At 60.8% G+C, this 24,711-nt stretch carries 26 protein-coding genes; 10 read left to right on the plus strand and 16 right to left on the minus strand.

Translation table 11 applies throughout. From position 1 onward, the window contains the following. The first annotated feature begins 79 nt into the window (after positions 1–79). On the plus strand, positions 80–511 hold the full coding sequence (locus tag AT6N2_RS06280) for a winged helix-turn-helix transcriptional regulator (RefSeq protein WP_209089340.1): 432 nt from the start codon (positions 80–82) through the stop codon (positions 509–511). Positions 512–518: 7 nt separating this feature from the next. Here the strand turns inward: AT6N2_RS06280 and AT6N2_RS06285 are convergent, their stop codons facing one another. Then, on the minus strand, positions 519–914 hold the full coding sequence (locus tag AT6N2_RS06285; RefSeq protein ID WP_063950863.1) for a hypothetical protein: 396 nt from the start codon (positions 912–914) through the stop codon (positions 519–521). Between the two features lie 310 nt (positions 915–1,224). On the opposite strand from AT6N2_RS06285, the gene AT6N2_RS06290 reads away from it, so the two are divergent. Continuing rightward, complete coding sequence (locus AT6N2_RS06290) at positions 1,225–2,796, plus strand: helicase HerA-like C-terminal domain-containing protein (protein ID WP_209089342.1); 1,572 nt, start codon at positions 1,225–1,227, stop codon at positions 2,794–2,796. Between the two features lie 52 nt (positions 2,797–2,848). Here the strand turns inward: AT6N2_RS06290 and AT6N2_RS06295 are convergent, their stop codons facing one another. Genes AT6N2_RS06295 through AT6N2_RS06305 form a run of 3 tightly spaced genes read right to left on the minus strand, consistent with a single transcriptional unit; the run spans position 2,849 to position 4,405 of the window. Then, a complete protein-coding gene (locus tag AT6N2_RS06295; protein WP_209089345.1) occupies positions 2,849–3,199 on the minus strand; it encodes an Atu4866 domain-containing protein in 351 nt (116 codons plus the stop codon). Continuing rightward, on the minus strand, positions 3,196–3,672 hold the full coding sequence (locus AT6N2_RS06300; protein WP_209089348.1) for a carboxymuconolactone decarboxylase family protein: 477 nt from the start codon (positions 3,670–3,672) through the stop codon (positions 3,196–3,198). The genes AT6N2_RS06295 and AT6N2_RS06300 overlap by 4 nt, the downstream gene beginning before the upstream one ends. Positions 3,673–3,682: 10 nt before the next feature. Next, the gene (locus AT6N2_RS06305) at positions 3,683–4,405 is read right to left on the minus strand and encodes an SDR family oxidoreductase (protein WP_209089350.1); all 723 of its coding nucleotides are present in this window, start codon (positions 4,403–4,405) and stop codon (positions 3,683–3,685) included. 121 nt (positions 4,406–4,526) lie between these two features. Here AT6N2_RS06305 and AT6N2_RS06310 point away from each other — a divergent pair, with 121 nt between their 5' ends. Further along, positions 4,527–5,423, plus strand: coding sequence for a LysR family transcriptional regulator (locus tag AT6N2_RS06310; protein ID WP_209089353.1), 897 nt, complete (start codon positions 4,527–4,529; stop codon positions 5,421–5,423). 38 nt (positions 5,424–5,461) lie between these two features. Here the strand turns inward: AT6N2_RS06310 and AT6N2_RS06315 are convergent, their stop codons facing one another. The 3 genes from AT6N2_RS06315 to AT6N2_RS06325 form a co-directional block, all read right to left on the minus strand. Continuing rightward, complete coding sequence (locus tag AT6N2_RS06315) at positions 5,462–6,241, minus strand: VOC family protein (RefSeq protein WP_063950858.1); 780 nt, start codon at positions 6,239–6,241, stop codon at positions 5,462–5,464. Positions 6,242–6,325: 84 nt separating this feature from the next. Continuing rightward, a complete protein-coding gene (locus AT6N2_RS06320; RefSeq protein WP_063950857.1) occupies positions 6,326–6,820 on the minus strand; it encodes a DUF1579 domain-containing protein in 495 nt (164 codons plus the stop codon). Positions 6,821–6,844: 24 nt separating this feature from the next. Next, positions 6,845–7,573 carry a DUF899 domain-containing protein gene (locus AT6N2_RS06325; protein ID WP_209089354.1) on the minus strand — a complete coding sequence of 243 codons (729 nt, stop codon included), beginning with the start codon at positions 7,571–7,573 and terminating at the stop codon, positions 6,845–6,847. A 147-nt stretch (positions 7,574–7,720) separates the two neighbouring features. Here AT6N2_RS06325 and AT6N2_RS06330 point away from each other — a divergent pair, with 147 nt between their 5' ends. The 3 genes from AT6N2_RS06330 (at position 7,721) to AT6N2_RS06340 (ending at position 10,575) form a co-directional block, all read left to right on the plus strand. Beyond that, positions 7,721–8,167: a MarR family winged helix-turn-helix transcriptional regulator gene (locus tag AT6N2_RS06330; RefSeq protein WP_209089355.1), complete on the plus strand. Its 447-nt coding sequence runs from the start codon at positions 7,721–7,723 to the stop codon at positions 8,165–8,167. 88 nt (positions 8,168–8,255) lie between these two features. Continuing rightward, positions 8,256–8,678, plus strand: a complete 423-nt coding sequence (locus AT6N2_RS06335; protein WP_209089356.1) for a YciI family protein — start codon at positions 8,256–8,258, stop codon at positions 8,676–8,678. A 385-nt stretch (positions 8,679–9,063) separates the two neighbouring features. Then, entirely contained in the window at positions 9,064–10,575 is a 1,512-nt protein-coding gene (locus AT6N2_RS06340; protein ID WP_209089357.1) for an ABC-F family ATP-binding cassette domain-containing protein, read from the plus strand. 19 nt (positions 10,576–10,594) lie between these two features. Here the strand turns inward: AT6N2_RS06340 and AT6N2_RS06345 are convergent, their stop codons facing one another. The 3 genes from AT6N2_RS06345 to AT6N2_RS06355 form a co-directional block, all read right to left on the minus strand. Continuing rightward, positions 10,595–11,356, minus strand: a complete 762-nt coding sequence (locus tag AT6N2_RS06345; protein ID WP_209089358.1) for an RES family NAD+ phosphorylase — start codon at positions 11,354–11,356, stop codon at positions 10,595–10,597. Next, positions 11,316–11,699 (minus strand): MbcA/ParS/Xre antitoxin family protein, encoded by a 384-nt coding sequence (locus AT6N2_RS06350; RefSeq protein WP_209089361.1) that lies wholly within the window; start codon positions 11,697–11,699, stop codon positions 11,316–11,318. The genes AT6N2_RS06345 and AT6N2_RS06350 overlap by 41 nt, the downstream gene beginning before the upstream one ends. 99 nt (positions 11,700–11,798) lie before the next feature. After that, positions 11,799–12,221: an organic hydroperoxide resistance protein gene (locus tag AT6N2_RS06355; protein ID WP_063950851.1), complete on the minus strand. Its 423-nt coding sequence runs from the start codon at positions 12,219–12,221 to the stop codon at positions 11,799–11,801. A 192-nt stretch (positions 12,222–12,413) separates the two neighbouring features. Between AT6N2_RS06355 and AT6N2_RS06360 the strand changes: the two genes are divergently transcribed. After that, on the plus strand, positions 12,414–12,872 hold the full coding sequence (locus AT6N2_RS06360) for a MarR family winged helix-turn-helix transcriptional regulator (protein WP_063950850.1): 459 nt from the start codon (positions 12,414–12,416) through the stop codon (positions 12,870–12,872). A 54-nt stretch (positions 12,873–12,926) separates the two neighbouring features. Here AT6N2_RS06360 and AT6N2_RS06365 read toward each other — a convergent pair whose 3' ends face one another. Together AT6N2_RS06365 and AT6N2_RS06370 are read right to left on the minus strand one after the other, a co-directional pair. After that, positions 12,927–13,652: a L,D-transpeptidase gene (locus AT6N2_RS06365; protein ID WP_209089363.1), complete on the minus strand. Its 726-nt coding sequence runs from the start codon at positions 13,650–13,652 to the stop codon at positions 12,927–12,929. 155 nt (positions 13,653–13,807) lie between these two features. Next, positions 13,808–14,716, minus strand: coding sequence for a L,D-transpeptidase (locus AT6N2_RS06370; protein ID WP_209089365.1), 909 nt, complete (start codon positions 14,714–14,716; stop codon positions 13,808–13,810). 166 nt (positions 14,717–14,882) lie between these two features. Here AT6N2_RS06370 and AT6N2_RS06375 point away from each other — a divergent pair, with 166 nt between their 5' ends. Then, positions 14,883–17,630 carry a heavy metal translocating P-type ATPase gene (locus AT6N2_RS06375; RefSeq protein ID WP_209089367.1) on the plus strand — a complete coding sequence of 916 codons (2,748 nt, stop codon included), beginning with the start codon at positions 14,883–14,885 and terminating at the stop codon, positions 17,628–17,630. A 44-nt stretch (positions 17,631–17,674) separates the two neighbouring features. On the opposite strand, the gene AT6N2_RS06380 is transcribed toward AT6N2_RS06375, so the two are convergent. From AT6N2_RS06380 to AT6N2_RS06395, 4 genes are all read right to left on the minus strand, one after another. Beyond that, positions 17,675–18,640, minus strand: a complete 966-nt coding sequence (locus AT6N2_RS06380; RefSeq protein ID WP_209089369.1) for an alpha/beta hydrolase family protein — start codon at positions 18,638–18,640, stop codon at positions 17,675–17,677. Positions 18,641–18,762: 122 nt separating this feature from the next. After that, complete coding sequence (locus AT6N2_RS06385; RefSeq protein WP_209089372.1) at positions 18,763–20,388, minus strand: cisplatin damage response ATP-dependent DNA ligase; 1,626 nt, start codon at positions 20,386–20,388, stop codon at positions 18,763–18,765. 1 nt (position 20,389) lies between these two features. After that, positions 20,390–21,406 carry a ligase-associated DNA damage response exonuclease gene (locus AT6N2_RS06390; RefSeq protein WP_209089374.1) on the minus strand — a complete coding sequence of 339 codons (1,017 nt, stop codon included), beginning with the start codon at positions 21,404–21,406 and terminating at the stop codon, positions 20,390–20,392. 263 nt (positions 21,407–21,669) lie between these two features. Beyond that, the gene (locus AT6N2_RS06395; RefSeq protein ID WP_209089377.1) at positions 21,670–23,199 is read right to left on the minus strand and encodes an MDR family MFS transporter; all 1,530 of its coding nucleotides are present in this window, start codon (positions 23,197–23,199) and stop codon (positions 21,670–21,672) included. A gap of 139 nt (positions 23,200–23,338) precedes the next feature. Between AT6N2_RS06395 and AT6N2_RS06400 the strand changes: the two genes are divergently transcribed. Beyond that, on the plus strand, positions 23,339–23,854 hold the full coding sequence (locus tag AT6N2_RS06400; protein ID WP_144575476.1) for a MarR family winged helix-turn-helix transcriptional regulator: 516 nt from the start codon (positions 23,339–23,341) through the stop codon (positions 23,852–23,854). Positions 23,855–23,935: 81 nt separating this feature from the next. Further along, complete coding sequence (locus AT6N2_RS06405) at positions 23,936–24,595, plus strand: glutathione S-transferase family protein (RefSeq protein WP_144575479.1); 660 nt, start codon at positions 23,936–23,938, stop codon at positions 24,593–24,595. Positions 24,596–24,711: the final 116 nt, after the last annotated feature.

Raw genomic sequence — 24,711 nt, forward strand, 5'->3', positions numbered from 1 at the left:
GAAACGAAGTTAGCTATGATACTCTCTAATCGAAAGTAGGCACCCGAAAGATTTATACTTACCTGAAGGAGAGTGTGTGATGAAGCGCCATGCGGCAGATGCGATTATCGAAAGCAAACGCAGGTTTCCGCCCCCCACGGATACCGATCCGGTCATCGAGGCGCTGGTTCAGGATATTATCGCCAAGGTGGCGGACAAATGGACGATGCTCATTCTCGAAGTGCTGGAGGAGCATGGCACGCTACGCTTTACGCAGATCGGCAAACTGGTTGGCAATATCAGCCAGAAGATGCTGACGAAAACGCTAAGACAAATGGAAAGCGACGGGCTGGTGCGCCGCACCGTTCACCCGGTCATTCCGCCGCATGTGGATTATGCTTTGACGACCCTCGGCCGCACGCTGGGCAGCGCCTTCTGCGGCGTCTGGATATGGGCGGAAACGCACCATGCCGAAATAGAAGAGGCGCGGCGACGGTTCAACGAACAGCCGCCGCGCCCCGCGATGGAATAAGTTCGGCTCAGGCGAACTGGCTGAGGCCCGGAACCGAGGCAATCACCTGGTCGACAGTTTCGTCGCCGGCGTGCTGGCGGGCAACGGCGATCGTTTCCTTCGCGAGCGTGGAAATCTCGCTCATGCCGAGGCCCTGGCTCATCAGCTGCTGGCCCAGCCCCATGATGCCGCCGCCGCCGATGGCGCTCATCAGGCCGCCGAGCAGACCGCCGCCACCACCAGCGCCTTCGCCATTATACTGGGCGACCAGCTCGCTGGCGCCGGGAATGGCTTCGATCATTCGGGCGATTGGACCATCTGCGGCCTCGCGTTGGAGAAAACCGAGAATCATGCCAACAGCCTTTTCAGCCAGTTCAGGGTCGATCCCCGCCTTTGCAGCGATCTGATCCACGACTTCGTTCATTCTTGCCTCCTGTTGAAAAACGACGCCAACCTCTGCGAACTGACGTTAACGTCAACGTAAAACAATCTCATGCGGCATTCAAGCGGCCATGAGCGGTGCGGCATTTCATCAAGCGCTTTTTCTTCATCGCCATCAAGCAGTTGTTGCGCCTTGAAACTGTCCTTATAAGATCGTCACAACCTGACTATGAAAAGGCTGCTCCCTGCCGGAGTGCCCCTATCATGCCGTAGGATCTTTAATTCGGACATGACTTTTGCAAAATCCGCTGCGATTTTGCAGGCCGTGTTTCAGCCGCAGGAGGAAATGGTCGATGTTGCAGGACGGACAGCTCTATATCGGCACCAGCCGCAATCCGGATGACAGCCTGAACAAGGGCGAATATCTGGAACTGAAATTCGGCAACCGCCACGGCCTCATCACCGGCGCGACGGGCACGGGCAAGACCGTGACGCTGCAGGTTCTGGCGGAAGGCTTCTCCAAGGCCGGCGTTCCGGTCTTCTGCGCCGATATCAAGGGTGACCTTTCCGGCATCGCGGCGGAAGGCGAAGCGAAAGACTGGGTGCAGAAACGCGCCGAGCAGATCGGCTTCACCGACTTTTCCTACGGCAAGTCGCCCGTCATTTTCTGGGATCTCTATGGCGAAAAAGGCCATCGCGTGCGCGCCACCATCGCCGAAATGGGGCCGCTGCTGCTCGCCCGGCTGATGGACGCCTCGGAAGCGCAGGAAGGCGTGCTCAACATCGCCTTCAAGATCGCCGATCAGGGCGGGCTGCCGCTGCTCGATCTGAAAGATCTGCAATCGCTGCTGAACTATATGGGCGAGAATGCATCCGAACTCTCCAACCAGTTTGGGCTGATTTCCAAGTCTTCGGTCGGCTCCCTGCAGCGCGGGCTTCTGGTTCTGGAACAGCAGGGCGCGGCCAATTTCTTCGGCGAACCGGCGCTGAAGATCGCTGACATCATGCGTGTGGGCGCGGACGGGCGCGGCACGGTTTCGGTTCTCGCCGCTGACAAGCTGATGATGAACCCGCGTCTTTATGCGACCTTCCTGCTCTGGATGCTCTCGGAACTCTTCGAGGAACTGCCTGAAGTGGGCGATCCGGAAAAGCCGCGCCTCGTGTTCTTCTTCGATGAAGCGCATCTGCTGTTCAACGATGCGCCGCGCGTGCTGGTGGAACGCGTGGAACAAGTCGTTCGTCTTATTCGCTCCAAGGGCGTCGGCGTCTATTTCGTGACGCAGAACCCGCTCGACGTGCCGGAAACCGTGCTTGCCCAGCTTGGCAACCGCGTGCAGCACGCGCTGCGCGCCTATACGCCGCGCGAACAGAAGGCCGTCCGCACGGCGGCGGACACCTTCCGCCAGAACCCCGCCTTCAACACGGCAGATACCATCACCACGCTCGGCACGGGTGAAGCGCTGATCTCCACCCTGCATGACAAGGGTGCGCCCTCCATTGTCGAGCGCACGCTGGTGCGGCCCCCTTCCGGCCGCGTCGGACCGCTCACGGATGCGGAGCGCAAATCGCTGATCGATCTCAGCCCCGTTTCCGGCCAGTATGACAAGGATATTGATCGGGAATCGGCCTTCGAAATTCTTGCCGCCCGCGCGCAGAAGGCGGCGGAGGCCGAGGCTGCCAAGCGCGCGGAAGAGGAAAATGCCAAAAACCAGTCCGACACCGCCTCCGGCCGCTGGCGCCTGCCCGGCTTTGGCGATGATGAACCCGCACAGAATTCCAGCGGCTCGCGCAATGGCGGCACGCGCCGTTCCGGCTACCAGCGCGAGACGGTGATCGAAGCCGCGATGAAAAGTGCAGCCCGTTCGGTCGCCACCTCTGTCGGGCGTGCGATCGTGCGCGGGATTCTGGGAAGTCTGAAGCGGTGAACGAATACGCCGCCCGCTCTTGATGAGACGGGCGGCGCCAATTTCGGTGCGGTCACTTCTCGCGATAGAAGATCATGCCGCCGTGGTAGAGGACACCATCGACAAATTCACCGTCTGCGGTAAAGCCGGTGTCGTCCCAATAGTCGATGTGGTTGCCCTTCACCTCATATCGCCCCTGATAGGCGCTCTTGCGTTTGCCGCGCGCTTCGTCATAGCGGCCATTGGGCAAAAGCTCCTGACGAACGTGGCCATCGCCGGTGACCCACATGCCGAGATAAGGGTGGTTCTGAGCCTGCGTGATTTCAGTCATGTTTCCGTCCGTGGTGTTTTCTGTCCTGCGCGTCTCCCCTTCGGCAGAAGCGGTTGCAAGCAGAAGCGCTACTGATGTTGAAACGATGTTCATTGTCTCTGCACTCCCGTTGCGGCATTGGCGCGGCGTTCCTCGAACAGTTCCGCAAGCGTGCGTGATGCGGCGATGGCCTTAGGGAAACCGGCGGGAACGGTGATGAGATAGATCATCTCCTTCAGTTCCTCGTCGGTTGCGCCCACATTCAGCGCATAACCGGCATGGACCTTCATCAGATCACGCTCACCAAGGGCCGCCATGACCGCGACGGCGGCCAGCTGGCGGGTGCGGTTGTCCAAGCCCGGCCGTGACCAGACCTCTCCCAAGGCGTAACCCTCCGTTGCTTCCGCCAGGAACGGAAACTCCTGCCGCATACGCTCCAGATTGGCTTGCGGCTGGCCATTGTTGAGGCTGCGGAAGACCTCATCCCCGCGTTTCAACCGGTCATCCATATGCTGCGTATTTGCGAGTGCGGCGGCAGATCCCGCGAACACGGCAATCGCAAGCGCGGTCGGAAAAATGGCTTTCATGTCAACCTCCTCAGGCAGCGGTGGGGCGAACGACGATTTCGTTGACGTCCACATCGTCAGGCTGTTCGATGGCGTAACGAACGGCGCGGCCAATGGCATCGGGTTTCAGAGCGATGGCCCGGTAGCTCTGCATCAGTTCGGCGGCGGCCGGGTCGGTGATGGTGTGGGCGAGTTCGCTTTCCACCACGCCGGGGTGGATGCAGGTGACGCGCAGGTCGCGGTTTTCCTGCCGCAGCCCGTCCGAAATCGCCCGCACGGCAAATTTCGTCGCGCAATAGACGGCCGCCGTTGGTGAAACCGCAAGCGCACCGATCGAGGCGATGTTGATGATATGGCCTGAGGCACGCGCGGTCATCTCGGGCAGGACGGCCGCGACGCCATAGAGCACGCCCTTGATGTTGACGTCGATCATGCGGTCCCATTCATCGACCTTGAGCGACGACATCAGCGACAGCGGCATGACGCCGGCATTGTTGACGATGACATCGATCTCGCCAAACGCCTTGCGGCCCGCCTCTGCAAAGGCATCGACGCTGCGCCTATCGGTCACGTCGAGGGGATGGACGACGACGTCGGCCCCCGTCCGGCGCAGTTCCTCCGCCAACGTCTCCAGGCGATCCAGCCGGCGCGCGCCGAGCACCAGTTTTGCGCCGGCGGCGGCCAGCTCTCGCGCAATGCCTTCACCGATCCCGCTCGATGCACCCGTGATAAGAACGACTTTGTTCAGTGTCATGACTATCTCCTTGCTGTTGCGGTCGGCTTTTTCGAAGTCGACCGTTGCAAGGAAGATAGCGCTCGGGCATTGTCGCGATAACCGCCTCAATAATTACCTCAATGGATAGATTTTCTAACCAATGAACATTGATCTCAACGCCGTGTCGACATTTTGCCTTGTTGCCGAGGAACGGAATTTTCGCGCCGTCGCGGACAGGCTGGGTGTCACCCGCTCCGCTGTCAGCCAGACCATCCGCAAGCTTGAGGAGACGATGGGAATTGCGCTCGTCCAACGGACCACCCGCAGCGTGAGCCTGACGGAAGCGGGACAGCAGCTTTATGCCGATGTCTCGTCTTCCATAGGCGCGATCTCGCAGGCCGCGCAGACGGCCTCCTCGCTCGGTGGAACGGTACGCGGTCAGCTTCGGCTGGCGGTGTCGTCCATTGCAGAACGCTTCTTATCGGGGCCTCTGCTCGCAAGCTTTGCCGAGGCCCATCCCGAAGTGCAACTCGACATCGTCGTGACGGACGACGAATTCGATATCGTCTCCGAGCATTATGATGCCGGCGTGCGTCTGGGAGAGCTTATCGAACAGGATATGATTGCCGTTCCGGTATCCGTTCCCCAGCGGCAGCTTGCCGTCTGTTCTCCTGGGTATCAGAACCGTTTCGCCCTACCGACGCAGCCGCGCGAGTTGATCGAGCATAGGTGTATCGGCTGGCGGCCTCGTCCGGGTGTTGCGCCCTACAGATGGGAATTTGCCGAAAACGGGCGCGAATTTGCGGTGGCGGTGGAGCCTGCTTTCACCACCAACGACATGCAGTTGATGATCAAGCTCGCCTGTGCCGGTGCAGGCATTACCTTCGGCATGGAAGAGACATTTCGGCCGTATCTGGAGCGCGGAGAGCTGATTTCCATGCTGGAAGACTATTCCCCCCGCTTCGCGGGGTTCTATCTCTATTATCCCAGCCGTCGCAATCTAGCGCCGAAGCTGCGCGCCTTTATCGATCACGTTCGCCTGTCGAGAGAGCGGTGATCTGCCGGAGGTTGCCCGGCAGATCGTCAGCAACAGACCTATTTTTTCTGCGACACCAGCGAGAAATAGGCGCCCTGCGGGTCGACGCAGTTAACGATCCAGCTGTTACCGGGCACTTCCATCGGGCCGTTCACGACCTGTCCGCCGCCCGTGCTGACGCGGGTGATGGCGTCATCGATGCCATCCACATTGAAGTAATAACCCCAATGGCAGACGGGAACCTGCGGCATGCGTTTCATGATGCCGCCGACAGCTTTACCCTTTTGGGCGAAGATGCGGTACGGGCCCATCTGGCCCATGTCGAAATCATGGTCCTTCGTCCAGCCGAAGACATCGCCATAAAAGACCATGGCCTCATCGACATTCTCGGTGAAAAGCTCGTACCAGCCGACATGGCCCTGTTTTGCCTGCGTATCCTCAGGGAAACCGCCGGTCTCCATCGGCAGCGGCGTCATGATGCAGAGTACCGCGCCGTATGGATCGGCGACCACGGCAAAGCGGCCGATTTCCGGGATATCCTGCGGCGGGCGTCGGATCGCGCCGCCCTTCTCGGCGAAAAGCTCCGCCGTGGCGTCCACATCGTCGACATCGACATAGGCCGTCCAGTTCGGCGGAATGCCCTGGCTCTTATGTTCATCGGTCAGCTCCATGACGCCGCCCATGCCTTTGCCATCGGCCTCCAGCACCAGATAGGGCATTTCCGGCGAGCCAAAATCCTTGGTCTGCCAGCCGACGACATGACCGTAAAAGCGGGCAGCTTCTGCCATGTCGGGTGTCATCAGCTCGACCCAGATGAATTTTCCATGCGTATCGGACATTATCGTCTCCTATGGACGGTTTGGCGGGTGTTTCGGCAAGCGCCCGACGCTGGACGCGGCGGCACGCCTATGGGTGGGTAAAGCTCAGGCCTTGCGCCTGAATTCCGAGGTCATGAAGGTCTTGAAGGTGCCGTCCGGCTGCCTGACGCTGCCGGAAAAACTGCGGTGATTATCATCATGCAGCACGAGCACATCGCGATAGGTATCGATACGGTCGGACCCGTCGAAGGCCGGGCCTTCGGCCTCCAGCGTGAGCGTCTTGCCATCCTCTTCCAGCCAACCCCTGTAAACCCAGAGATTGCTCATCATCGAACCCACCCAGGTGCCGACGAAGTTGCCTTTGACCGGGTCAAAACCAACAGTGATGACGGCGGTCATGCGGCTGCCGTCAGGCATTTTCCCGGTGCCCTCGCCGATGATCCAGAGGCCACCGATCGAGCGTACTTTTTCGCTGAACAATTGCTCCGGGTCATTGGGATCGTAGGCCTCGTGGCCCGAACTGGCGGTCATGATCCAGTCACCGACGATCCTGTTCAGGAACGCATGTTCCTGCTGCGGCTTGGCGTTTGGCATTTCCATTGTCGTCTCCTCCTCGTCATTATTTCAGTGGCAGCAGGAAGCCGCCTTCGGCGCGTCCTCATACTGGTCGTGGCGGCGCACCCAATCCATTACACCCTCTTCATTACGGCCTTTTGGCACCAGATCGAGAAGCATCAGCGTGCCGAGCGTCTGCTCCGCGCCGCGGGCGTAGGTGGAATAGGTATGGTAGATCTTGCCGTCCTCTCCCTTGGCGAAAACGCTGATGCCGTGCAGGTCCTTCAGGTCCCCATAGGGGGCCATGTCGCGGTAATTATAGGTGATTTCGCCGCTGGCCATGTCCTCGTCGCGAAACGAAGCCTGATAGTCGTAATTGAAATCCGTGCCTGCGGCTGAAACCCAGGGGAATTTCCAGCCCATGCGGTTTTTATAGCCTTCGATCTTTTCAAGCGGCGCGCGTGATACCGCAACAAAACCGGCATCGCCATGCTTGAGGTGGATGAGCGCGCCATCGACATGATCGGCGAAGAAGGAACAGCCAACGCAGCCCTCTTCCCAATCGGGCGCCAGCATGAAGTGGTAGACGATCAGCTGGCTGCAGTCGCCGAACAGCTCTTTCAGCGATTTCGGGCCGGAAGGCGCGTCGAAGATATAGTCCTTCGTCACCTCCTCCCAAGGCAAGGCGCGACGCGCTTCGTTCAGCCTGTCACGCGCGCGTGTCAGTTCCTTTTCCTTCACCAGCAGATCGCGGCGGGCCGCAAGCCACTCCTCTTTCGAAACAACGGGATGAGACATGATCTTTCCTCCTTGGATCCGTCCTTAACGGCGGCCGCGCCACTCCTCCGGCAGGCCCCGCGCATCTCTGTGTTGAAGCCGACAAATAGCGCCACAGAGCATCAAGTTTCGCTTGACTATTTAGGTTGATATCAACATATTTAGCCCATGTCAAACGCCAGCATGATTCCTTTTTCGACAACTCTTCTCGTGCGCGATTCCTGCCTTTGCCTGCATGCACAGCGCGCGGCACGGGCGCTGGCGCGACTGTTCGACAATGCGCTGAAGCCGGTGGGCATCAATAACGGTCAATTTTCGCTGCTGATGTCGCTGAACAGGCCGGAGCCGCCGCCGATGGGGCCGGTCGCCAATCTTCTGGCCATGGACCGCACGACGCTGACGGCGGCGCTGAAGCCGCTGGAGCGGCGCGGGCTGGTCAGCATCGAGCAGGATCCGAAGGACAAGCGTGGCAAACGGTTGCGGCTGACGCCTGACGGCATGGCCGTGCTCGCAGCCGCGTTCCCGATCTGGGAACAGACCCATGCGGAAATAGAAGCCAAGATCGGCAGCGGCGACCCGCAACGGCTGCGCCGCGATCTCATCGATCTCGGGTGAGAAGAGGCGTTGGGCCTCAACAAAGGTGTCATCCGGCTGTCGTGCCGGAGAGCGAAACTGAACGAAACGCAATCCAGGAGGAATGATCATGCGTGCAATCGTTTTTGTAAAAGCCACCAAAAGCAGCGAAGACGGCGTGATGCCGACGACGGAGTTGATGGAGGCCATGGGGAAATTCAACGAGGAACTGGTCAATGCCGGCATCATGCAATCCGGCGATGGCCTGCACCCCTCCTCCAAGGGCAAGCGCGTGATTTTCGACGGTGACAGCCGCACCGTTGTCGACGGTCCCTTCCCGCATACCAACGAGCTTGTTGCCGGCTTCTGGATCTGGAACGTGAAGGATATGGACGAGGCGGTGGAATGGGTGAAACGCTGCCCGAACCCGATGTTGGAGCGCAGCGAAATCGAAATCCGCCCGATGTTCGAGATGGAAGACTTCGGCGATGCCGTGACGCCCGAGATCGCCGCGCATGTGGAAGAACTGCGCGCCCGTGTCGGCAAGCAGTAGCGCCAGCGCAAATCCGGTGCGGCACATGTCACCCTTTATCGGGATGATCCGGCCGCACCGCTCCCCCAATCTTCATCATTTTCCAATCGGGTTGCCATAGATCGCCACCGCTGGTAATGATCGGGCAGTTCAACACGTTTCAAGAAAGGAGGCTTCGCATGGATATTTCCTGCTTCTGGCGCAATCGTCAGCTCTGCCACCTTTTTGCCCTGCGGACACGTTTGCAGGGCTGACCGGAACACTACCCCTCTGGTTTGCCTAAAAGGCCGCGCAGGACGCAGTTCGTCTGCCATTGCGCATCGTTTCACGACGGATCACCGATAACCGAAACCCGTCCTGCATGCGCAGGCACCGGTACGGATCCGTCTTTACCAGAGACAACATCATGACCATCATGACGCTGCGCAACCTCGGAATCATTCTGGGCAAGCCGCTTTTTTCCAATCTCAGCCTCACCGTGAATGCGGGCGACCGCCTCGGCATCGTCGCCGCCAATGGCTGCGGCAAATCCACCCTGCTCAACTGCCTTGCCGGTGAGATGGAGCCGACCAGCGGCGACATCACCCGGCTGCGCGGGCTGACGCAGTCCATCGTGCAGCAGAACCCGCCGACCGCCCTGATGGAATTGACGATGAGGGACACCGTGCTTTCCGCCCTGCCGGCGGATAGCGTCGATAGCGAAAGCTGGCGCGCGGATATCATCTTCGACGACATGCTGGTGCCAGAGCCGTTCCGCGAGCGTCGCCTGAAAGAATTGAGCGGCGGCTGGCAAAGGCTTGCCATGCTGGCCAAGGCCTGGATCACCGAACCCGACGTGCTGCTGCTCGACGAGCCGACCAACCATCTCGATCTTGAAAAGATCAACGTGCTGGAAAGCTGGCTCAGCGCCCTGCCGCGCGACACGGCGGTCATCATCGTCAGCCACGACCGCGCCTTTCTCGACAATGTCACCAGGACGACGCTATTTCTGCGGCCGGAAAACTCGGCGCTGTTTCGCCTGCCCTATGGCCATGCGCGCGCGGCGCTGGAGGAGGAGGATGCTGCCGATGAGCGGCGTTTCCAGCGGGAGATGAAAACCGCCCAGCAATTGCGCCGGCAGGCGGCCAAGCTCAACAATATCGGCATCAATTCCGGCAGCGACCTGCTGACCGTCAAGACGAAGCAATTGCGCGAGCGCGCGGAAAAGATCGAGGAAAAGGCGCGCCCCGCCCATATCGAACGCTCCGCCGGAAAAATCCAGCTTGCCAATCGCGGTACCCACGCCAAGGTGCTGATAACGCTGGAGGATGTGCCAGTCTCCACACCGGACGGAACAGCGCTGTTTCGCACCGGCCGGCAATTCATCCGCCAGGGGGACCGCATCGTCATTCTCGGCCGCAATGGTGTGGGCAAGACACGGCTGATGTCACTGCTGCAGGCAGCGGTGACGGGTGCAGGCGAACAGGAGGGCATCAAGGCCACGCCCTCGCTGGTGGCCGGTTATGTCGATCAGTCGCTGGCCGAAATCGATGATGACAGCACGCCGGCGGCGCTTCTCTCGCGTCGCTTCGACATTGGCGACCAGCGCATCCACGGCCTGCTCGCCGGCGCTGGCATCGACATGGAAATGCAAAAGCGCCGCATAGCCTCGCTCTCCGGCGGGCAGAAGGCGCGGCTTGCCATGCTGGCGATGCGGCTGGCGGAGCCGAATTTCTACCTGCTGGACGAGCCGACCAACCATCTTGACATTGACGGCCAGGAAACGCTGGAGGCGGAAATCATCAGCCGGGAGGCGAGCTGCGTGTTTGTCTCGCATGACAGGAGTTTCGTGCGGGCGGTCGGAAACCGCTTCTGGCTCATCGACAAGCGCAGGCTGGTGGAAGTCGATGATCCCGAGGCATTTTTCGCCTCGGCGTGACGCTCCAAAAACCGCCTCGTCAGCCCAAGAGGTTGGCGAGTCGTGGATCGTCGGCAAAATCCGAGACCGCGAAGCCTGTTCTGCGTATTGGAAATTCGCAGAGCGCCTGCACCCCTGTCTTCGACAGGCGAATGCGCCAGCTCATCCGTTCCACCGGCGCTTTTTCGGCAAAGGCCTTGGGGGAGAGGATGGCGATGTTGAGACCGCCCCGGGGATCGCGCACAGAACGATAGAGGATCGCGTCCACCTTGGCCAATCGTGCCTGTTCGGCCAGCGCCTGGCACGGCTCGTAATTGGTGAGATCGGTCCAGTGCGCCTCGTCGCGACTGAGTTTCGGTTGCGTCAGATCCAGCGCCGCGTCGGTGGCGACGCGGGCGGCGAAGGCGGAATAATCGGCGGGGTTCGCTGGCAGCGGCGTTCCGGGCGATTCGGCGTAAAACAGCAGTCGGTAAAAGGCCATTTCGGCAAGCGCCGTTTCCACCTTCGCGGCGGCATAATAAACACCTTCCGTATAGCCCGCGCGGCGGAACCGCGAGCCATGCGGATAGGCGGCGCCATATCTGAAAGGTGTCGCGAGAAGGTAATCGAAACCGGCGCATTCCGGCGGAAACGGCCGTTTGCTCGTCTCCAGAATATCCTCCAGAAGGGATTGCTCCTCCACCGTATCCACCAGCTTCATGGTGGAAACCTGATGCTGCGCTTCCACCAGCCGCCAATACTTGCCCGATACGGCGCGTTTTTCAGACAGGAGCGCGTCGGGCGTCCAGATAGGAGAGGACATCGATCAATCCGGTAATGGTGGTGAGCCTTTCGGCAGGCACGGCATCCAGCGCCGTATTATGATTGCGCAGCCAGTGTTTGGCCACGGCCTCGTCGCCACCGGTAATCGCATCCAGCGATCGGAACACCCGGATCAGCAACACCGCAAGTTCGAAAGACTTGGCGCCCGGCTCCAGCAGGAAATCCAGCCGCTTCATGCGCGAGACCGTCGGCGCGGAGACACCCAGAATATCGGCCGTGCGGGCAGCATTCAGGCCCAGCCGCTCGGCAGCGGCGATGACAGCCTTGGTGACGACCCTGCCCTGCGATGCAGGATCCATGGCGGTCTTGGCGTGAATATTCATGGCACAAATCCTTTCCTTGGAAAGAATATAGCATATTTATTTCCACAAACAAGAAGGCCGGGATGAACCCGGCCTCTGTGGAATGTATCGGGGACTGGATCAGGCCACCGAGACCGGCACTTCCGTGGAGGTGCGCATGGCGTGGCTGTAGGGGCAGACGATGTGCGCGGCCGCAACGAGTTCTTCTGCTTTTTCACGCTCGAGGCCGGGAATGTTGACCTTGAGAGAGACTTCGATGCCGAAACCGGTGCCGTCTTCGCGCGGGCCGATGCCGACCGTTGCCGTCACAGTCGTGTCTTCCGGAATCTTTACCTTCTGCTTGCCAGCGACGTTCTTGAGCGCGCCCAGGAAGCAGGCGGAATAACCGGCTGCGAACAGCTGTTCCGGGTTGGTGCCGCGAGCGCCGTCGCCGCCGAGTTCCTTCGGTACGGTCAGCGTGACGTCGAGAACGCCGTCTTCCGACTTGGCGTTGCCGGCGCGGCCACCGGTTGCAGATGCTTTGGTCGTGTACAGGATTGGCATGTCATTTTCTCCTTGGGTTGGCGTTGAACGTCTTATAGCGAACAATTTAATTGTGTGCAATATAATTTTGCACATTGAATGCGGATTCATTTTTTGCGATAATTTTCACGAAATGACGCCGCGCATCCATGTGGCAGGAACCGAAAGCGGGGGCCGATTGTTCCCTCCCCGGTTGATTTTTGGAGCTGGAAAATGGACGCACAGGGCGATGAGAAAACAATGGAAAGCCTGTTGAGGCTGGACCAGCAAATATGTTTTGCCCTTTACGGCGCGGCGCACGCCTTTACCCGCGCCTATAAACCGCTGCTCGACCCGATTGGCCTCACCTACCCGCAATATCTTGTCATGATGGCGCTGTGGGAAAAGGAAACCTCAACCGTCAAGGCGCTGGGCGAAATGCTGGGACTGGATTCGGGCACGCTTTCGCCGCTTCTGAAAAGGCTGGAGCATGCCGGGCTCATCACCCGCAAGCGCGGCACGGTCGATGAGCGGCAGGTTCTGGTGGCCCTGACGAAAAAGGGGGCCGAGCTTAAAAAGGAAGGCGTAAAAATCATGGCCGCCATCGGCAGCGCCACCGGCTGCGGACTGGAGGAATTGGTACAGATTCGCGACCGGGTGAATGCGCTGAAGGACAATCTCGCCCGGCCATGACAGTCAAAAATAAAGGCGGCACAGAGGCCGCCTTTTTCGTGAATGTTTGCAGGCTTACTGCCAGACCACCACACGCGCCTTCTGCGGCACGCGGTCGTAGAGGTCGATGATGTCCTGGTTCATCAGGCGCACGCAGCCGGAGGATACGGCCTTGCCGATGGAGTTCCATTCCGGCGAACCGTGCAGACGGTAGAGCGTGTCCTTGCCGTTCTGGAAGATATAGAGGGCGCGCGCACCCAGCGGGTTCTTCAGGCCCGGCGGCATACCGCCGTTCTTGGCGGAATATTTGGTGAGTTCCGGCTGGCGGGCGACCATTTCGTCCGGCGGGGTCCACTTCGGCCATTTCTGACGCCACTGGATGACGCCCTCACCCGACCAGGCGAAACCTTCACGGCCGATGCCGACGCCGTAACGCATGGCGCTGCCGCCGGGCTCGACAACGTACAAGAAACGCGAACGCGTATCGACGACCACCGTACCGGGGCGCTCGCCGGTCGGATCGACGACCCGCTGGCGATAATAGCGGCGGTCGATCTTCTGATAGGGCACAGCGGGAATGACGTAACCGCCATCCTCGACCGAGCCGTACATCACGGCCAGTTCCGCATCGCTGACGCCGGACGAAAACATCTGGCGGAAATCGCTGCCGATGGCAGTCGCCTGCTGGCGGATGGCGTCTCCCGTGCCTGACGAGGCGCAGCCTGCGAGAAGCGAAGCGGAAGAGAGGCCGAGAAGGGAAAGGAAGGTGCGTCTGGAAAGATCTGTGTCGGTGCTTGTCATAAGGCCGGTTTGTCCCACATTTCGAACGGCTAGACCGCCGTTGTACGTCGTTTGTTCCGTGTCATGCGTATTGCGAAAATAGTTAACCGACCGCTAAAAGCCAGACACAAGGTGATGGCGGAATGGGTCCCATATCTCTTTCTTTTAGAACGTGTTCAGATAACCACAATCTGCGCCCCCTGCGGCACCCGGTCATAGAGATCGATCACATCCTGATTGAGCATGCGCACGCAGCCGGAGGACGTCGCCTTGCCCACAGACTGCCAGTCCGGCGTGCCATGCACGCGATAAAGCGTGTCCTTGCCATCCTTGAAGATATAAAGCGCGCGTGCGCCGAGCGGATTGTTCAGACCCGGCGTCATGCCGCCATTGGCGGCGGAGATGGAGGCGAGTTCCGGCTGGCGCTTGACCATTTCATCGGGTGGCGTCCAGCGCGGCCATTTCGCCTTCCACTGAATCTTGCCGCGGCCCGACCAGGCATAACCGTCACGACCCAGGCCGACGCCGTAACGGATCGCCTTGCCGCCGGACTGCACGAGATAGAGAAAATGCTGTCTGGTATCGACCACGATGGTGCCGGGCGCTTCCGCCGTCTGGTAGCTGACTTCCTGCCGGAGATAACGCGGATCGATGCGACCGTAGGGAATGGCCGGCAGCGAGCGGTCCTCATCGCGGATCGGGCCATACATGATCCGATGCAGCGGATTGGAAACCGGCAGGCCATAGGCCATCGTCTGGCCCTGCGGTTGCGGCGCGTTGTAACCCTGTACCTGCGGGGCCTGTAGCCCCTGCCCGCGCACCGGCGGACCATATTCCTGATGGAAACGGGTTCTGAACAGATCCGGCGGGCGCGTGGAAAGCTGGCCGGGCTGCGGCGGCAGCTCCGGCTGACGATTGGAGCTGACGGAATTGAAATTGAACACCGGCGCGGTTTCCCTGACGAAGACGTCCGGGTCCATCCGCGTCGTATCCGTCACGAAAAGGCAGCCGCTCATCAGCGGCAGCAGGGCAAGCCCCAGCAGAGAGGCCGCCCGGCGACCGTTTTTGAAAATGAGTGCTATCATCTGAACCGCTTCATGGAATCCAATCTGCCGGCATGATGGACCGCGCGGCTGGCGCGAGGCTGGCGTCGGTTTTTCAAAAAAAATCGACGAACCGCATTTTTCCTCTTGAAGCTCTAGTTGCTAGAGGTTCCAGATTGGCTGTCGAGTGGAATTCAGGAGCGAAACCATGAATATTTCGACACGCGGCAGTTTGAACGGAGCATCGGAGGACCTGACCTTTTCGGTCGGCGGCATGGATTGCGGCAGCTGCGCGGCCAAGATCGAAACCGCACTCTCCCGCCTGCCCGGCGTCGACGACGTCAAGGTCTCGGTGGCCCGCGAAAGGCTGAACCTCTCGCTGGCCGACAACAAGACTCCGGTCGAAAAGATTGAGGATACGCTGCGCAAGCTTGGCTTCAAGCCCGCTTTGCTGCCGCGCGAAAAGGCTTCCAAGGCAAAGGTGGAGGCGGATCATCACGACCATTCGACCTGCGGCGGTCACCATCATGACACGCCCGAACCGGCTATTGAAAACAACAATACGCTGACCTTTTCGATCGGCGGCATGGATTGCGGCAGCTGCGCGGCCAAGATCGAAACCGCGCTGTCCCGCCTGCCCGGCGTTGCCGACGTCAAGGTATCCGTGGCTCGCGAAAGGTTGAATCTGTCGCTTGCCGAGAACAAAACCCCGGTCGACAAAATCGAGGACACGCTGCGCAAGCTCGGCTTCAAGCCCGCTCTGTTGCCGCAGGAAAAATCTGCGCCCGCAAAACCGTCGGCTCAGAATCACGACCATGACCATGATCACGCGACATGCGGTGGCCATCACGATCACGATCACTCCGGGCATGATCATTCCGGACATGACCACGCGGCGCATGACCATTCGGCAGACGATCATCAGTCCTGCAAAGGGCATGACCACGATCACGCAGGCCACGATCACTCCGGCCACGATCATTCAGGTCATGATCACGGACACGACCATGCGGGCCACTCCCACGCTGCCGCACCTGCCACCGCAAGCCAGAGCGCCGAGATAGGGCACGCCCATGGTGCGGATGAAAAAGGCGCATGGTGGCGCACCGCCAAGGCGCGCAACACCTTCACCGGCACCATTCTGGTCGCGATTGCCTATGCGGCGGAACTGACCTTCCCGGCCTGGGGTAGTTACGCCTTCATCGTCGCGACGCTCGCCACGCTTTTCCCGATTGCGCGCAATGCCGTCAATGCCGCCCGGTTCGGCGCGGTCTTCACCATCGAGATGCTGATGACGATTGCCGCCATCGGCGCGATCATCATCGGCGAGGCGGAAGAAGCGGCCATCGTCGTGCTGCTGTTCTCCGTCGGCGAATTGCTCGAAGGCTTTGCCGCCGCCCGCGCCCGCTCCGGCATCAAGGCGCTCGGTTCGCTGCTGCCGAAAACGGCCATGGTGGAGGAAAACGGCGCGCTTCGGCAGATCGCCGCCGATCAGGTACGCATCGGCCAGGTGGTCGTGGCGCGCCCCGGCGACCGCATCGCCGCCGATGGTGTTGTCATGGACGGCCAGTCCAGCGTCGATGAATCGCCGATGACGGGGGAGAGCATTCCCGTTGCCAAAGACAAGGGCGACCGGGTCTTTGCCGGCTCGATCAACCATGACGGCTCGCTGCGCATCCGTGTCGACCGCGCGCCGGAAGACAACACCATTGCCCGCATCATCACGCTTGTCGAGGAAGCGCAGGATGCCCGCGCCCCGACGGAACGCTTCATCCAGAGCTTCTCGCGTTATTACATGCCGCTGATCGTCGCGATCTCGGTGCTGACCATCATCGTACCGCCGCTTGCCGGCCTTGGCGACTGGGACACCTGGATTTACCGCGGTCTCGCGCTGCTCTTGATCGGTTGCCCCTGCGCGCTGGTGATCTCCGTTCCCGCCGCCATTGCCTCCAGTCTTTCGGCTGCGGCACGCCACGGCATGCTGGTGAAGGGCGGCGCTGTCATCGAAATGCTGGCGCGCACCGAAACCGTCGCCTTCGACAAGACCGGCACGCTGACGCTTGGCGAACCTGTCGTGACGGACGTGGTGGCGCTTGACGGCAACGAGGCCGAGCTGATTGCACAGGCCGCGACCATTGAAAACGAGTCGAGCCATCCGCTCGCCCGAGCCATCGTCAACCATGCTGAAAAGGCAGGCGTGAAGCCCCTGCCCGGCTCCAATATCAAGGCGATTTCCGGTCGCGGCATGCAGGGCAATGTCGGTGGAAAAGACCTGTTCATCGGCGCGCCGCGCTTTGCGACTGAGGTCGGCACCCTCTCGAAGGAACTGGCCGACCGCATTTCCGCGCTGGAAAGCGAAGGCAAAACGGTGGCTGTCGTGATGACCGGCGGCGCGGCAAGCGGTCTTTTCGCCATGCGCGACGAGCCGCGCAAGGATGCGGCCGAAGGCGTGAAAGCGCTCAAGGACATGGGCATTTCCTCGCTGATGCTGTCGGGTGACAACGCCCGCACGGCGCGTGCCATCGGTAACAAGCTCGGCCTTGAAGCGCGCGGCGAACTCCTGCCGCAGAACAAGGTCGAGGAAATCCGCAAGCTCGCCGAAAAGAAAACCGTTGTCATGGTGGGTGACGGCATCAACGATGCGCCCGCGCTTGCTGCGGCGAGTGTCGGCGTCGCCATCGGCTCCGGCACGGACGTGGCGATGGAAGCGGCGGATGCGGCGCTGATGCGCAACAATGTCGGCGACGCCGCCCGCCTCATCGGCCTGTCGCGCGCCACCATGAGCAATATCCGCCAGAACGTGGCGATCGCGCTTGGCCTGAAGGCAGTGTTCCTGGTCACGACCGTCACCGGCGTTTCCGGCCTGTGGCTTGCCGTCTTTGCCGATACCGGCGCAACGGTTCTGGTGACTGCCAACGCCATGCGCCTGCTTGGCTACTTCACGAAGAGCGCCTGATCTGAGATATGGGCCGAAAGCTGCACGAGCGGTTTTCGGCCCGTTCACGCAAACTGGTTGAAAAAGCGGATGCTTTCCTCCACTGCGCCCGGCACCACACCATTGTGGGTTCCGGGCAGCAGTTTTTTATCCACCTTGAAGCCGGAGGGCACGGTCCGATCAACAAAAAGCTGGTGATCGGCGTCGAAGGGCCGCTCCTCCGTGCCGCGCAAAAGCAGCGCCGGGCATTTGAGGCTGGGGCCAAAACAGACGGAAGAACGCATGATGAATTCGCGCTCGTCGGTCTCGTCGAAACAGATTTCCTCGGTATATCGATTGAAGTAGCGCCAGGAATTGACGCCGGCCGAGATGGGGGCTGCGGCGCGAAACTTTCGGCTCATGGAGGCGAGAAGCGTCAACGTGCCGCCATTGGAATGACCGGCGATGAAGAACCGCTTCCTGTCAATGCCGGGTAGATTTTCAAGATAGGTCGCCGCCGCCAGTGCATCCGCCGTTTCGTCGTAAAAACCGGAATAGTTGCCGATCTGGCCGTTTTCACCCCGAAAGGATGGCAGCAGCACGACGAAACCGGCCTCCCAGTAGGGCTTCATCAGGGCCCAGTGGCCATCGCCCGTGGCGTTGCCGCCGTGCAGGAACAGGACGGCGGGCTTCAGCGTCTTCGATGGTTGGTAGTGGGAAAGCCAGGCGACAAGTTGAATCGAACCATCCGGCCCGCCAGGATAGGTAACGCGCTCCGCCCCGGCAGGCGTGCCCAGCGCTGCGGATTTTTCCGGCGCGGCCATCTTGCGCAGCAGACGGGTGTGGAAATGTCGGCGGGCCTCTGCATAATCCTGCCGTTCCAGCGGCAAAACATCCGGGGCGGGAATGCCGGCTTTCACAGCCGGCGGCAGGATCAAGGCCGCTGACAGCCCAACGGTCCCGGCAAGCAGGCCGCGCCGCGTTAAGCCGGGCGACATCGCGCCGCATTCTTCCCGTCCGACATATGAGGAAAGAGAGCGCTTGTCTGGCATGAGTTCACCTGATGAAGATGGTTGTTTCAGCAATTCAACATGCTCGAAGAAAGCTGTCCAGTCACGGATTCGCGAATAACAACAATGAATTCACCGCAAACGGGCTGTTACCGCATCTTGCCCTATCCATCCACGCCATCGATCATCGCCACCAGCGTCGAAAGCCTGTCCGCTTCGGCTGGCAGCTTGTCGGCGCGCAGCCTTGCAATGCGCGGGAAGCGCATGGCCACGCCAGACTTGTGGCGGGTGGAGCGGTTGATTCCTTCAAACGCCACCTCAAGCACAAAACCGAACTCCGGCGTGGCGCGCACGGCCCGCACGGGGCCAAAACGCTCGACGGTATTGTCGCGAACAAACTTGTCCAGAACCTCGAGCTCCGCGTCGGTGAAGCCGAAATAGGCCTTGCCGACCGGCACCAGCTGCTCGCCATCCTCGCCTTCCGCCCAGACGCCGAAGGTGAAGTCGGAATAATAGCTGGACCGCTTGCCGTGGCCGCGCTGGGCATACATCATCACGGCATCGATATTATAGGGATCACGTTTCCATTTGAACCACGGGCCCTTGGCGCGTCCGGCCTGATAGGTGCTGTCGCGCCGCTTGATCATGACACCCTCGATGACCGGATCGGGTGGTGCGGCGCGCAACGTGTCCAATTCCTGCCAGCTGGAAAAATCGATCAACGGCGAAAGGTCGAAGCGGTCGTGCGGGGCGTGCTCGATGATGTCGGACAAACGGCCACGACGGTCAACATAGGTCTGCGCGCGAATATCGCTTTCACCGTCAAACAGAAGATCATAAGCGCGAATGAAGGCCGGGTAATCGTCCAGCATTTTTGCCGTCACCGTCTTGCGGTTCAGACGCTGCTGCAGATCGGAAAAGGTGCGGGTCAGATTGTTGGAGCGCGCCGTGCCGCCGATCAACAATTCGCCATCCATCACGCCTTCAAAGTCGATCGCATCGAGGACATCGGGAAAGGCGCCGGAGATATCATCGCCGGAGCGCGAATAGAGTTTGCGCGTCTCACCGGCGCGGGACAGTTGCACCCGAATGCCGTCCCATTTCCATTCCGCCGCGTAGTCGTCGGGGTCGAGCGTATCGAGGTCGCCATCGGCGACCGGCGTTGCGAGCATGACCGAATGGAAAATGGCGGGCGTCGCCAGCACCGGCCGGTCAGACTTGCCCTCCAGCCACGCGAAGAGCGTCGTGTACGGCGGCGCAAGACCATGCCACAGGGTCTCGATCTCGATGATGTCTTTCCCCGCAAAGTCCGCCAGCGCCTGACGCGCCAGCCGCGCTGAAACGCCGATGCGCAGGCTGCCGGTGGCAAGTTTGAGGAAAGCGAAACGCGAAGACGTATCGAGCCGGTCCAGGAGATCGCGCACCGCGCCGCGCACCTCCGTGCGGCCGAGTGAATTCATCAAGGTGACGACTTCGCCCAGGCGCGGGTCCTGCGCCTCGGAATCATCGGCACCGCCGATGTTGCCCCAGACCAGCGAAATGGTTTCGGCCAGATCGCCGACATAATCGTAGGAATAGCGGAACAGCACTTCGTCCATGCGCTCCAGCACCAGTTCGCGCAGCATGGCCGGCTTGACGCTTTTCAGATCCAGCGTGCCGGCAATGGCCGCCAGCCCGTAACCCCGGTCGGGATCGGGCGTATCGCGGAAATAGTCGGTGAGCAGCTTCAGCTTGCCATTGCGCGAAGGCGTCAACACGAGGCGGTCGAGAAGCGTGGCAAAGGCTTTCATCTCAATCCCCCTCGTCTTCATAACCGACGAGATGCAGCGGCTTGGCGGCAATGCCCTGCAATTCGCACCAGCGCACCAGCGCCTCCTCCCGGCCATGCGTGACCCAGACGGCCTGCGGGCCGATTTCTGTGATGGTTTCCAGCAGCTCCGGCCAGTCGCAATGGTCCGATATGACCAGCGGCAATTCCACGCCGCCCTGCTTTGCGCGCTGCCGCACCATCATCCAGCCCGAGGCGAAGGCGATCAGCGGCTCGTTGAAACGCCGTGCCCAGCGCTCCTGAAAGGCCGAGGGCGGACCGACGACGATGGCGCCCTTGAAGGCGGCGGGGTTGCTTTTTTCAAGCGTCGCGGGCCTGAGATCGCCGAGATCGATGCCCTGCGAGACGTAATAATCGCAAAGCCGGGCCAGCGCGCCATGAATATAGATAGGGTCGGAATAACCGTTGTCGCGGAGCAGACGTATGACGCGCTGCGCCTTGCCCAGGGAATAGGCCCCGACGAGATGGGTGCGTTCGGGAAATTGTTTGATGGAGGTAAGAAGTTTAGCCGTTTCCACGCGTGGCAGCGGATGGTGAAACACCGGCAGGCCGAAGGTGGCCTCGGTGATGAAGACATCGCAGGGCACGGTCTCAAAGGGGGCGCAGGTGGGATCGATGCCGCGCTTGTAGTCTCCCGAGGCGACGATGCGCAAACCGTTCATCTCGACCGATATTTGCGCCGAGCCGAGCACGTGGCCAGCCGGATGAAAGCCGACGGTCACGCCGTTGACCTCAACGGTTTCGCCGAACCCCACCGCCTGCTCGCTTTCGCAAAAATCCTCTCCATAACGGATGCGCATGATATCGAGCGTCTGCCGGGTGGCCAGCACCGCGCCATGACCGGCGCGGGCGTGATCGGAATGACCATGGGTGATCAGCGCCCGCGGCACCGGTCGCACGGGATCGATATAGAAATCACCCGCCGGGCAATAGAGCCCTTTAGGCGTGGAGTTCAACAACTGTTCCGGCTTCATAACCATGGAAAGAGGGCCGCCCGCGCGAATCGAAAGACTTGCGATGTTAACGCGGAACGGGCGTTAAATTTCCCGCGAACGTGTTTTTGTTTTATGGAGACATCCCGTCATTCCGGCCTTGTGCGGGAATCCAGCAGCCGCGCGTCAGCGCGGCGAAGGAGTTCTTTCAGCCCAAGGACCTGGGCTGGCTGGATACCGGCCCAAGGCCGGTATGACGGATGGGAGGTTTCAGCAAAAAAACCAGGGTTCACAGCTGCCTGCCGACCTGCCTACTCCCCCGCCACTTCCGCTGGTTTCGCCTCAACCGCGGCCGGCAGCCGCACCGGTTTCAGCATCAGTGCGGCGGCAAGGCCGATGGCGGCTGTCGCGGCGGCTGCGAAGAACAGCGGCGTGAACGCATCAGAGTAAAGCGAGGCGACGGCGGCTTGGGAAGCGGCGGGCAGTTCGGAGAGCATTTTCGGGGTCAGCTCCTCGATCTTGCCCACACCCGGAATATCAATCGCAACGCCCTTCAGACTTGACGAGACAATGGCGCCATAGACCGAAATGGCGATTGCCGCGCCGCCCATGCGGGTCAGGGTCACCGCGCCGCTCGCCGCGCCGATGTCGGCCTTGGGGGCCGAATTCTGCACGCCGATGATCGGCGCCTGCTGGCCGAGGCCGACCGCGAAACCCTGCGCCAGCATCAGCACCGCGATCAGCCACAACGGCGTTCCCGCATGCATCTGCGTGAAGAGCAGCATGACGACAACATTGACGGAGAGGCCAGCGACCGAGAAAGGCTTGTAGACGCCGGTGAGCGAAATCAGCCGTCCTGCTGACAACGAACCCATGACGATGCCGCCTGTGACGGCAATGAAGAACAGCCCGGCATGGGAGGGCGAAAGGCCAGTGGTCGTTTGCAGGAACAGGGCATAATAATTGACCATCCCGATGCCGATGCCGCCGCTGGTGAGCGAGACGATCATCAGCAACGGAAAGGTGCTGTCCTTGAAGAGGCGCAATGGCACAACCGGTTCCGGCGCGCGGCGCTCCACCTGCACCCAGAGAAATGCCGCAATGACGGCAAAGGCGATGATGCCGAGGCTCGGAGCGGCGATCAGCGATCCGAACAGTTCACTGCTATCCGCCCAGAAAACCACGCTGGCGATGGTGGCGGCGAGAAGGACCGCGCCGAGATAATCGATCTTCGGCTGCCGCGCCGGACGGCGGTAAGGCAGCATCAGGGCGAGACCCGTAATAACGATGATGCCGAGCGGCAGGTTGATCAGGAAGATCGACCGCCAGCCGAAGAGATCACTCATCGTGCCGCCGAGGATAGGGCCGACGCTGCCTGACGCCATGATGGTAAGGCTGGAATAGCTCTGGTAACGGGCGCGTTCGCGCGGTTCGAACAGATCGGCGTTGACGGAGAAGATCGATACCATGATGCCGCCGCCGCCGAGCCCCTGCAACACACGGGCGGCAATCAGACTGTCCATCGACCATGCCAGCCCGCAGGCGAGCGAGCCGAGCGTGAAGATGACCACTGCCGCGATCATCACATATTTGCGGCCAAAGAGATCGCCAAGCTTGCCATAAACGGGCATAACCGCGCTGGTTGCCAGAAGGTAGGCGGAACCGATCCAGCCGAAGCGTTCCAGCGCGCCGAACTCGCCGACGATGGTGGGAAGCGCTGTCGAGACGATCTGGTTGTCGAGGGTGGCCATGAACATGGCCAGCATCAGGAACAGAAAGACGATGAGCCTGCGCCGGTGATCGGACACAAGCGGCGCCACAGGCGCGGTGGACATATCCATGAAAAATCTCGTTGGCTTCAGGCGGATTTGCTGCGACAATTTGTGTGCTATTAGCATATATATGTCAATGGCAAGTTTTTGACATTCGTGCTATTGCCATGAAATGTGATCGCAAACAGTATGACATGAAGGGCTGAGAGTGGCGGGCGAGGAAGACTGGAACGAGGATTTACCCGAGGATATCAAGCGGATCGGCAACACCATGACGCGCATGCGCATCATGGTGGGGCGCCGCATGATCGGACGCATGGCGCTGGCCAAATTCGCGCCGGGTCTCGAACTTTCCCATATCGATGTCCTCGACATCCTGCGACGGGCGCAAGGAGACGTGACGGTTGGCGCTATTGCCGAGGGGATGCGCATCGACCCCTCGCGTGGCAGCCGCGTGGTTGCCGACATGGTGGCGCGCGGCCTGTTGAGGCGCAGCGTTTCCCAGGAAGATGCGCGCCGCTCGATCGTCGAAATCACGCCACTTGGCACCAGCCTGCTTCAAGGCATGCGCAGCACCAAGATGGGCATCATCACGGACGTCATGGACGGATGGCCGCAGGAGGATGTGGAGACATTCGCACGGCTTTTCGAGCGATTTATCGACAGGTTCGAGAGCCGCCTATCGCCGGATACTGACGCCGTTACGGATCAGAAAAAATCATAGGTCAGCCCACCGCCTGCAACTTCCCTTTAAAAGATCGAGACCTTAACGTGCCGGCATCGAATTGGGAAAAGGGTGTCCTCGATGTTGACGATTTATGGTGTCTACCGTTCGCGCGCCACGCGCACGCTGTGGCTTGCGGGTGAACTGGGCATAGACTTCAAGCATGTGCCGGTCATTCAGGCCCGCCGGCTTGCCGATCCGCTGGCGGCGGATGCGCCGCTCAACACGCTCTCGCCCGCTTTCCTCGCCATCAACCCGATGGGGACCATTCCCTGCATCGAGGATGAGGGCATGGTGCTCTACGAATCCATGGCGATCAATCTCTACCTCGCCCGCAAATATGGCGGCCCACTTGCGCCTGTCGATTTGAAGGAGGACGCCGCCATGCTGCAATGGTCGTTTTTTGCCGCGACGGAAATCGAAACGAACGCGCTGAAGATTTCATCCGCCATTGCCGAGGGCCTTTCGGAAAGCGACGCCGGCAAGGCAGTGATCGATGTGGCCGCTCGCCTGCTTAAGCGTCCCCTCAGGGTTCTTGAACAGCACCTGTCCAGCCACGACTATCTGGTGGGCGATCGTTTCACCGTCGCCGATCTCAACGCGGCGGAAATCGTTCGTTACGCGCAGGGACACCAGCCACTTTTCGCCGCCCATCCCGCCCTGAAAGACTGGCTCGACCGCTGCCAGGCGCGCACGGCGTTCAAGGCGATGTGGGACACGCGCGCGGCCGAGGCGGCTTGAGCGTTAAGCGCCTTTCTTGTCAGACATGCCGGACCTGAGCCGGCATCCGGCCAGCCCAGGTCCCTGGACTGAAGGGACCCTTCCCGCGCCGCAGAACCGCGTCACCTGGGTTATGA

The organism is Agrobacterium tumefaciens (assembly GCF_017726655.1).
GTDB lineage: Bacteria > Pseudomonadota > Alphaproteobacteria > Rhizobiales > Rhizobiaceae > Agrobacterium > Agrobacterium tumefaciens_B.